The sequence below is a fragment of the Candidatus Syntrophosphaera thermopropionivorans genome, from assembly GCF_004353895.1.
In the GTDB taxonomy this organism is placed as follows: Bacteria; Cloacimonadota; Cloacimonadia; order Cloacimonadales; family Cloacimonadaceae; genus Syntrophosphaera; species Syntrophosphaera thermopropionivorans.
The window spans coordinates 1-10,322 of sequence record NZ_SMOG01000033.1 but is presented as its reverse complement, the minus strand read 5'-3'; the positions used below and the strand labels follow the sequence as shown (position 1 = coordinate 10,322).

General features: G+C 36.0%; 7 protein-coding genes. All 7 read left to right on the top strand.

The window, feature by feature from the left end:
• The coding region (metG, locus tag E0946_RS06830) for a methionine--tRNA ligase subunit beta (RefSeq protein WP_133201725.1) at positions 1 to 311 on the top strand (311 nt) is incomplete at its 5' end.
• Between the two features lie 17 nt (positions 312 to 328).
• Entirely contained in the window at positions 329 to 1,837 is a 1,509-nt protein-coding gene (locus E0946_RS06825) for a SpoIID/LytB domain-containing protein (protein WP_133201724.1), read from the top strand.
• On the top strand, positions 1,830 to 2,711 hold the full coding sequence (locus E0946_RS06820; protein ID WP_133201723.1) for an Hsp33 family molecular chaperone HslO: 882 nt from the start codon (positions 1,830 to 1,832) through the stop codon (positions 2,709 to 2,711). Before E0946_RS06825 ends, E0946_RS06820 begins: the two co-directional genes overlap by 8 nt.
• Positions 2,708 to 5,392: a CRTAC1 family protein gene (locus E0946_RS06815; protein ID WP_133201722.1), complete on the top strand. Its 2,685-nt coding sequence runs from the start codon at positions 2,708 to 2,710 to the stop codon at positions 5,390 to 5,392. The genes E0946_RS06820 and E0946_RS06815 overlap by 4 nt, the downstream gene beginning before the upstream one ends.
• Entirely contained in the window at positions 5,373 to 6,593 is a 1,221-nt protein-coding gene (locus E0946_RS06810; protein ID WP_133201721.1) for an amidohydrolase family protein, read from the top strand. The genes E0946_RS06815 and E0946_RS06810 overlap by 20 nt, the downstream gene beginning before the upstream one ends.
• 100 nt (positions 6,594 to 6,693) lie before the next feature.
• Entirely contained in the window at positions 6,694 to 9,762 is a 3,069-nt protein-coding gene (locus E0946_RS06805) for a FlgD immunoglobulin-like domain containing protein (RefSeq protein ID WP_243713775.1), read from the top strand.
• A gap of 115 nt (positions 9,763 to 9,877) precedes the next feature.
• Complete coding sequence (locus E0946_RS06800) at positions 9,878 to 10,084, top strand: hypothetical protein (protein WP_133201720.1); 207 nt, start codon at positions 9,878 to 9,880, stop codon at positions 10,082 to 10,084.
• Positions 10,085 to 10,322 lie beyond the last annotated feature (238 nt).

Here is a 10,322-nt window from a genome sequence, read left to right as displayed (position 1 = left end):
ATGATGATTTTGCTAAAATAGATATCCGAGTTGCGACTATCCTTTCTGCAGAAAAAGTCCCTAAAACCGATAAATTATTACACCTTAAGGTAGATATTGGAATTGAGGAAAGAGAACTTGTGGCTGGAATTGCTGAATATTATAAACCAGAAGATTTACCTGGAAAACAAGCTTTAATGCTGGTCAATCTTGAACCGCGTACTATTAGGGGAATAAAATCGCAAGGTATGATTTTAGCCATAGAATCGGAAGGGAATCTAACTTTAGCAGTTCCAGAAAAATATTCACCTCCAGGTTCTATAGTTAAATAGTAATATCAAGTATAATAATGAGATATAAGGCATTAATTAAAGTATTACTTTTGATATCATTCCTGTCCTTTGCCTCCTTTCTCAAAGCTGCCGAAATAAGAAATGGACAGCTTTATCTTGAGGTCTTAATTGAAGCTGATAATAACATAACTCTTAGACCAGAAAAAGAATCAGAGAGCACTATTAACATTTACGAATCAGATTTACCAGTCTGCAGAAAAATGAATGGTAGATTGGAGATAGATTTAATAAAAACAGATAAACAAGCTTGTTGGGGAATTTTATCAAGAATTGAGCCCTGGACAGACAATTCAGAAGGCATCCTTTCTGAAACATTTGTATGGTCAGATAATCATTTAGAGTTAAAGAAAGAGAATTTGATTTATGCAGATACCTCATTTGTATGTCGTGATAGTGCCTTAGCCTATGCCAGAGCACAGGGTATTTCAGATAAAATGGTGCAATATATTCCTCTCATTGGCTCAACCGTAAAAATAACTACTTCCAGAAGAGAAAAATACTATCTGGAAACCCCACTTAGAATACATAGTGATTATCCTTTAATAATTAATAACCATAAAGAAACTTATAGTGGAGATTTTTATTTAAAGGAAATAGATAATAGATTGGTTTTCACTCAACTGGTCTATTTAGAGGATTATGTGGCAGGTGTTATTCCCTATGAAATAGGTGACAATGCACCTTTAGAGGCTATGAAGGCTCAAGCAGTTTCAGTTAGAACCCATTCTATTACACTTTTAACTTATAACCGGCATAGAAATGATGGATATGACCTCTGCAATACTACTCATTGTCAGGTTTATAAAGGAAAATATTTAATTAATTCTAATGTGCAAGCCGCCGTAGATAGCACCTTCAATCAAATTCTAATAATAAATGGAAGAATTGCCGATACTCCTTATCATAGTAATTGTGGAGGTCATACTGATGCGGCTCATCAAATCTGGAATAGTCAACCTCTTCCCCATTTATTAGGAATTCCCTGTATTTCAGGAGTTGATAGTCTGGATTTAACTCAAGAAAAACAAGCAAGACAATGGATAGATAAAAATACTATAGATCCCTTAATGAGCTCCTGGGAAAAATCAGGTATGAGCTGGAGTCATACTATTTCTCGCAAAAAATTAGCGAATAATCTAGGGTTGAATAATATTGAGAAGATTGTCATTAACCAACGCAGTGTTTCGGGAAGAATTATTGATATGAGTTTTTACGGTCCCGAAGAGGTACGAATACTTGGTGAAGCAAAAATAAGAGAAGTATTCGGAGGATTGCGTTCTTCTTTTTTCTATATTGACGGAAAGAATAACTCCAATAGAAATGGTAAAGTGGAGATAATTCCAGATGGAATCCTGAATCTGAAAGGCAAAGGATATGGTCATGGTGTTGGAATGTGCCAATCTGGAGCTTTAAGACTGGCAAGAGAAGGAAAAAACTACTGGGATATTCTCAGTTTCTATTATCCAGGAACTCAAATTTCAACAGATTGGATGTATTATGAATGAAAGTGATTATCTTTGGAGAGGAATGGCTTTAAATGGTCAATTCCGAGTCTTAGCAGTATCCTCTACCAATACTGTTCAAGCTGCAAGAGACATACATGACCTTTCACCTATAAATACCATTTTAATGGGTAAAATGATTCCAGCTGTAGCTATGCTCAGTTTGGATTTAAAAGATGAAGGTGCAGAAGTTACTTTACGTTTTGATGGAGATGGACCCTTGAAAGGTGCCCTGACCATCTGTAACAATCAAGGTGATGTGCGAGGTTATGCTTTTGAGCCAAAATTTTGGCTGGATGACTTGCAGGAAAATTTTCATCCTGTTAAGTATCTGGGTAATGGCACCTTAACTGTGATCCGATATTATCCTGGAGATCGTCCCACTAAAGGTTTAACACCACTCATTGAAGGAGATGTGGCTCAGAATTTGGCATATTATTTTGAGCAATCTGAACAGATACCAACTGCAGTAAATTTGGGGGTGCTAATTGATAAAGATGCTAAAGTTCGTGCTTCAGGTGGATTTATCATTCAGCAATTACCTTCTGCTGACCGCTTAAATGCGGATCGCTTAATTAATAACATCAATCATATGCCCAATCTTTCAGATTTAATGGATATGGGAATGTATCTCCCTGAAATATTGCATAGTTTTGTATTTAAAGAAGGTGGATTAGAGCTCTATCCTGTTCATAGAGTTAGATATCGTTGTCATTGTTCCAAAGAAAGATTTGCTGCTGCTTTAAAATTATTGAGTCTGGATGAATTAAAAGAATTGAGAGATGGGATTGATCCTGTATGTCAATTTTGTAATGCTACTTGGCATTTTAGTGCATCTGAGATTGAAGAAATTATATCCGAAGTGGAGAAAAAATGAAATGGTTCTTAATTATTTGTTTCCTTTCTTTTAGCTTATTATTTGCTATAACTCAGGACGATTTTAGATGGTTAATAGATACGGAACAATTTTCCCTTATTGAAAAGTATAGTCCTTCTTGGCAAAAGTGGCAGGAAGGAGGTAAGGAAGAGCTAAGTTTGCTTCTGGAATACAGTCAACGAGCGGAAAAACCCGAACTTGAACTTAAGTGTAACGAAATATTAGCTTTAAAATATAATCAATTAGAGAATGCTCTCAGATGGATAAATACTGCTGAAAGATTGCAACTGGAGAATCAGCAAATAGAAGAGATGTATCTAAAGCTCAGTCAGGTTTTTACTAATCCTCAGGATAGAATCACTCTGGATTATTATTTTGGGAAAATCACACAGGAAGAATTTCTGGAACAAATTCTTCAATTAAGAGGTTATAATCAGATAATTGAAGATATTGCCAGAGGTTGGATAGATGAAATCAGTTCGGAATATTCCGATTCTCTGGCTCTTGCTATGATTAATCGTTTTGAATATCATTTCCCCCTTTCACAATGGACTCAAGCCACTTACTTTTATAAATTATACCATTATTTAAGCCTTGGGCAATATGATATAATGCACCAATGTATACAGGAACAAGGATACCGTTCAGCTGAATGTTTATACATATCTGCTCTTTATACTTTAAGTCCAGATTATCGCAGGAATCAGGAATTATCTAATAATCGTTTGATTCTCAACCAAGCTATTTATATGTTAGATTCTGCATTAAAAGATTACTCTTCTGACCAAGAAATTCGTGTGGTTTATGATCTTTATACCCCAGAACAATGGCGTAATAGACTTTTATTAACCAAGGTTAAAGGAGAATATTATAGCCTGCTGGCAGATTTAAATCTTTATGGTGATGAAGAAAATATTTATGCACTTTTTAATGAACCTAATGATGCTCTTATACAACTCTTGGAGGACATTTCAGTTATCCAATTTGATAATAATGATCGTGGTGAACTGGCAGAATTGCATTACTGGAAAGGTAAAATCAATGTCCTCATCAGTCAAAAAAACTATCTGCAAACAGCAGCTAAAGAATATACGACTGCTCTGGTTTATGGTTCACCGAGAAAAAAATATGATGATTCCTGTCTTCACGATTTGGAATTTCTTAAAAATAAGCTAAATGTTGATAAAGAACTAATTGCCTGGCTACATGAGATTATGAATTATGATGGAATAATCTTTGAGGAATATCCTTTCCCTGATAAACACTATTCCCGAATTGCTATTGGAGATTACGATAACGATGGTTATAATGACCTCCTTTTTGACGGACATTCACTCTGGCACAATGATTCAGGACAGAGTTTTACTGAAGTTAGTGATACTATGAATGTAGCTAATCTTAGTGCAAATGGAGCATTATGGGCAGATTTTAATCGGGATGGTTATCTGGATTTTGTTACTATCTCTCATAATTCTGAAGGTTTGGGTGAATCTCTAATGAAGAATCAAGATGGTCTTCGCTTTGTTAAAGTCAACGAACGTGCTGGAGATGTAGATGACCATTATCCAACTGAAGGTGCTGCCTGGATTGATATTGATGGAGAAGGTTATCCCAGTCTATATTGTGCAAATTATGAGCAATGGCAAATTAGAAGCGGTTATCCTGATTTCTTTTGGCATAATGACCACGGTTACTTCAAAGATGAAAGTGTAAAACGAGGTTTTCGCTCTCCAACCTATGCAGATAATCCAGGCTTAGCTGGTAGAGGTGTGGCTCCTTCTGATTTTGATAATGATGGAAAACAAGAAATTCTGGTTACAAATTATAGGTTGAATAGAAACTTTTGCTGGGATCAAAAAGATTCCATTTTTGTTGATGTTGCTGCACTTTATTGCTTAACTGGGCACTACCAAGATGGCTTTTATGGACACAGTATTGGAGCAGATTGGGGCGATTTTGACAATGATGGAGATTTAGATTTGTTTGTTGCAAACCTTGCTCATCCTCGATTTATTGAATTTTCCGATATCAGTCAATTACTTAGAAATGACGGACTTAGTTATAAAATTATTGAATCTGACACTATCTGGTTCTGGCAGTTTACAGATATAACTAAATCAGCTGGTATCACCTATGATGAATGTCATTCTGATCCACTCTGGCTGGATGCAGATAATGATGGCTATCTGGATTTATTTATAACTTCAATCTATAAAAATGAACGCTCCTATATATATAAAAATAATAGAGATGGCACTTTTACTGATATCACCTTTCTTGCGGGCGCAAGAGTTTATAATGGTTGGGGTAATGCCACTGCTGATCTTGATAGAAATGGGTTAACTGATCTTGTTATAGCCAGTGGAAGTGGAGACAAGATTCTTCTTAATAAGACTCAAACTACTAATAACTCTATATTTATTAAACCAGTTTGGCAGGATGATAAAATCATTTTAATAGATAATCCAGTAAAGTTCAGTCAGTTTCCTACTTCCCCTGCTTTTGGCACCAGGGTAAAATTAATTTTACGGGATGCTGATGGGAAACAAAGAACTTTAATAAGAGAATTAGCTTCAGCTAAAGGAACAACTTCACAAAATGCTCAGGAATTGCACTTCGGTCTGGGTAATGCTACAGTTTTGTCCATAGAACGGGTTAAATATGCGAAAGATAAGAACTAATATAGTAAATCCAGTTAGTCCTGACTATGCTTTTATCGGATTGGACTATGTTATCTCCTGGGAAGATGGTATAATTAATAATATCCATTCTTATCAACCAGGTGTAGACTTAGATTGTGAAGAAAGGCTGGATGAACTGTGCCTTCCCGGTTTAATTGATATTCACACTCATCTCTCTCAGTATCGGATTAGAGGCAGATATGAACCTTCGCTACTTTCCTGGTTAGAAAAGAATGTTTTCCCTGAAGAAGCTCTTTCCCAAAATCTTGACTTTGCAGAAAAAATAGCAACTGATTTCTTTCAAGCTCTTTTTGCCGCGGGAACTACTACTTCCGTTATCTATACTGCTCCCTATCCTCAAGCTTGTGAAACAGCTTTTTCTATAGCACAAAAATTTGGTGCGCGTACCTTGATAGGAATGACCATAATGGACCAAAATGCCCCTTCTGAATTGCTGCAAAGCACCGATTTTGTCTTTCAGAAAAGCGTGGAATTATATCATAAATATCATAATGTTAGTCCTCTTCAGGATTATATTTTCTCACCTCGTTTTGCTATATCTTGTTCTTTTAATTTAATAGAAAAGATTGCCAGATTTGCGCAGGATAATTCTGCCTGGATTCAAACTCATCTTTCCGAAAATCAGATTGAAATAGCTAATGTTATACAATTATTTGGAACGGATACCTACACTCAGGTATATGAAAACGCTGGATTGTTAACTCCTCATACTATACTTGCACATTGCATTCACCTTTCTCCAACTGAAATGGATATCTTGGCAAAATACGATTGCAAAATAGCTCACTGCCCAGATTCTAATTTTTTCTTAAAAAGTGGTGAATTTAATTATGAAGCGCTATATTCCAGAAATCTTAAAATAGGTATTGGAAGTGATGTTGCTGCTGGTACAACCTTGAATATGCTATATCATTCTAAGATGGCAAACTACAGACAGAGTGTTTATTCAATTTCTCCTGAACGCCTTTTCTATCATATCACTTTAGGTAATGCAACCCTGTTGGGTTACCAGGATAAAATTGGCTCTTTGGATTCAGGCAAAGAAGCAGATCTCTGTTTTCTGAAATTACCTCCTGAACCCATACCAGAAGATAGTTTGATCTCAGCTATATGCTTCTATGGATATGAATTTCCCGTTATAGAAACAGTTATAGCGGGTAGAACAGTTTATTCTCGTTAATATTATTTAATTCTTATTTCCCTTCTTTGGAAAGGAAATTGCATTTAATTATATCTGTATAAAAAATTAATGTGTTATACAAATCAGAAAGGAGTTACCTGTGAAAAAGTCAATTTTCTTCCTACTGCTAATGGGATTAATTATTAATCTTTCAGCAGAACTGCTCTGGCAGGAACCTATCCCTATCCGGCAAGGTGTTAATATTGAATGGTTTCGCTCTGGCACACAAACTGCAGATGGTTGTGCAATCTATGTTTGGAGTGATACAAAGCTTGGAGAACGTGACCTCTGGGCACAAAAAGTTGATGCTCAAGGTAATGCAGTATGGGGTGAGCCTCTTTTGATAGATGGAAAACCAGACCGTCAAGAAGACCCTGTTATAACTATGACCTCAGATAATAATTTTGTTATAGCTTGGATTGATTTTTCCGATGACCTGGATGGTAATGTCTATGCTCAGAAAATAAATGCTCAGGGTCAATTATTATGGCAAACAGGTGGTGTACCTGTCTGCACCTATCCTAATGTGCAAATTTCTCTTAATATGGAATCTGATAATGAAGGGGGTGTTTATATTATCTGGGTTGATTCTCGTAATCCAGGTAAAGACCTTTATGGACAGCATTTAAACTCTTCAGGTGCTCCTCTCTGGCAAGTTAATGGAATTCCTATCGCTAATGATATTGGGGATGAAGTGCAGAACACAATGTTGCCTGATGGTCAAGGTGGATTTATAATTGCCTACACTTATTCTTTTGGTGGTCTTGAAGATATCTTTGCTAAGCGTTTTCTTTCTAATGGGACAATGGCTTGGCAACAACCTACCATTATCAGTAATGCCCCAGGAAATCAAGGTAAAGTGCGTATGGCTACATTAACCAATGGTGAATTCGTATTTGTGTGGGAAGATCAACGAAATGAGGATCCCGATATCTATGCTCAGAAAATTGACCTAAATGGCAATATACTCTGGCGTGATCCTTTTATCGTTTTTGGAGATTCAGGGACGGCAAACTTTGCTCCTCAATTGAATCCACGAATCGTAGCTACAAGTGATAATGCTGTGATTATTGTTTGGGAAGATAAAAGATTGGATAATTATGCTACTGATCTCTTTGTTCAAAAAATAAATGCTGCTGGAGATCTTTTGTGGGATGTTGATGGAGTTCCTTTATGCGTAGCTGAATTTGCTCAAAATGAAGCGCGTCTTACTCCAGATTCCAATGGTGGTTGTTATATTGTGTGGGATGATTTACGAAATGGTGATACCCCCAATGATGATATATATGGTCAACATCTTTCTGCCACTGGCACAGCATTATGGGAAGCTAACGGCAGACCCATATGCAATGCTCCTAATCAGCAAAATAGTGCTCTGGTTAAAGTTAGCAATAATATGGTGTTTATCAATTGGATGGATATGCGTAATGGAAGTGTTGGTCTCTACTATCAGGTATATAATTCAGCAGGTGTTGCTCAATTACCTGAAAATGGTGAATTAGTATTCTGGGGTTTAAGTGGTGATACACCTCTGAACAATTATCTTATTCTTCCTCGTAGTCAGGATGTTGTTATTATCTGGCAGGATACCAGATTTGCTAATATGGGTTACCAGATATTTTTCCAATTTCTCAATTCAGACGGTTCTATAGATTTAGAACCTAATGGACGTCCTGTGACGCTTTCTACTGGAGCTAATCAATCTAATCCCGCAGCTGCAGTTTTATCTGATGATAGCATTGTGCTTGCCTGGGTAGATGCTCGCGACGAAAATCCAAATATTTATCTTCAGCATCTTGATGCTAACGGTAATCGGCTTTGGGGAGATTATGGTATTCCTCTAACGGAAAGTATCCCAATAGAACAAAAAAACCCACGTGTATCCTATAAAGCAGATCAAAACCAGGTGTATATAAGCTGGTCTAATTATGAATCTCATAGTGGAAACTTACGCTTTTATGTATATGGTCAAATGATTCAAAACGAACAGAAGCAATGGGGACCTGATGGTATAAAAATATCTTATTATCCTGAAGAGGAATTCTTGTACCACGAATGCAGTCAAAATGAGCTTAAGGAAAACTATTTTACCTGGCAGGATGCTAATTTAATAGAATTTACTCAGAGTATTTTTACTAAAAAAGTTGATGCAAATGGTCAAACTGCTCAGGGTTGGCCCGAATCTGGATTACAAGTTTCCACCTATCCTATTACTAATTGGGATTGTAGGCAGAGATTTCCTGTCTCTACTCTGACAGATGAAGGTATCTTTGTGATGTGGAAAGATGCTCGTGGCGATGACATAGAGAATTATTATGGACAACATATCTCTTCCAATGGTGAAAGACTCTGGGATCCCTTAGGGGTCAATCTTGCAGATTATGGTAGAGAACAGCTAAATGTTTCTATTGCAGAAAATCCCCTATACCGAAATGAAATCGTCTTTGCTTGGACTGAAAATATAGCTGGAATGGGTGATATTCTTACCCAAAAATATTCTCTTACCGGTATCCCTCAATGGGGGGATTTTGGTTATTATGTGGTGCAAAAAGATAGTATGCAAACTGCTCCTTATCTCGCACGTTTTAATAATGGCGGTATGGTGATAGCCTGGACAGATTATTATAATACAGTAACTGAAGAATCTAATATTAATTATAAATATATAAATAGTAATGGTTCTATGGTATGCAATGATCCGGGTGGATATGTTTTATGTGATGCCAAAAAGAATCAATACAATCCTATGATTGCCGTTATTAATAATGAAGCCTATGTCGTTTGGGCTGATGGAAGATCCAGCGGTAAAACAGAAATCCTGGGACTTTATGCTCAGAAACTATCCAACGAAACTACAGCTATTAATGATCCTGTCATTCCCTCAATCTCTAAATTCACATTATTACAAAATTCTCCCAATCCTTTCAATCCTTCAACTAATATCCAGTTTATCGTTAACGATATTACCAATCCCTATACTCTAAACATTTATAACCTTAAGGGTCAACTTGTGAAGACTTTAGTTAAAGGAAATCTGGAAAAAGGAACTCATAATATTGTCTGGGATGGAACAGACAGTAATGGAAACAATGTATCCTCTGGAATATATATGTACTCTCTATCCAATGGAAAATCAAATCAAATCAAGCGTATGGTCCTGATGAAATAATGATAAAAACCTAAGATATAACAAATTAGGAATACGATAACTATATAATGTTTCCCTTCAGATAATCAGGGGATACACAATAAACCAAAAATTTCTCCTGCAAATAAACAATAACTTGAAAGATTTGCAGGAAACTATTGTTTTATTGCAAGAGAAATCAAAACACGAATTGCTTGCCGGACAAAAACAAGAAATTTTAAGTTTGCTTTCAAACTATGCCAAAACATTAACTCTGTTGGAGCAGTATGATAAAGAAAGGATCGCACTGGTTAAAAAGGCAAAGGGAAAATTAATTTTCATTGAAGGTGTAGTTATCAGATAGGATTGACGAGATAATTCATCAATAACGAAAGATAAAATAATTGACATAGTTTCACAGGATTTCTTTGTATGAACTTTATGATAGATAATAAAAGAAAATAGTAGGAAAATAGTATGACTAAAGAACAAAAGTTTTATAATGCACTGCAAGATGTATTTATTGGAGCCAGAATTGAAGGGGAAGGCGGTTTTGTTAATTTGATGAGAATAAAATCAAATTACTATCAGAAAATTGAAGC

Excerpts from the sequence above, each read along its gene's own strand:
- E0946_RS06810 (WP_133201721.1), top strand. The coding sequence starts at position 5,373 with ATGCGAAAGATAAGAACTAATATAGTAAATCCAGTTAGTCCTGACTAT.
- E0946_RS06825 (WP_133201724.1), top strand. The coding sequence starts at position 329 with ATGAGATATAAGGCATTAATTAAAGTATTACTTTTGATATCATTCCTG.
- E0946_RS06815 (WP_133201722.1), top strand. The coding sequence starts at position 2,708 with ATGAAATGGTTCTTAATTATTTGTTTCCTTTCTTTTAGCTTATTATTT.
- E0946_RS06820 (WP_133201723.1), top strand. The coding sequence starts at position 1,830 with ATGAATGAAAGTGATTATCTTTGGAGAGGAATGGCTTTAAATGGTCAA.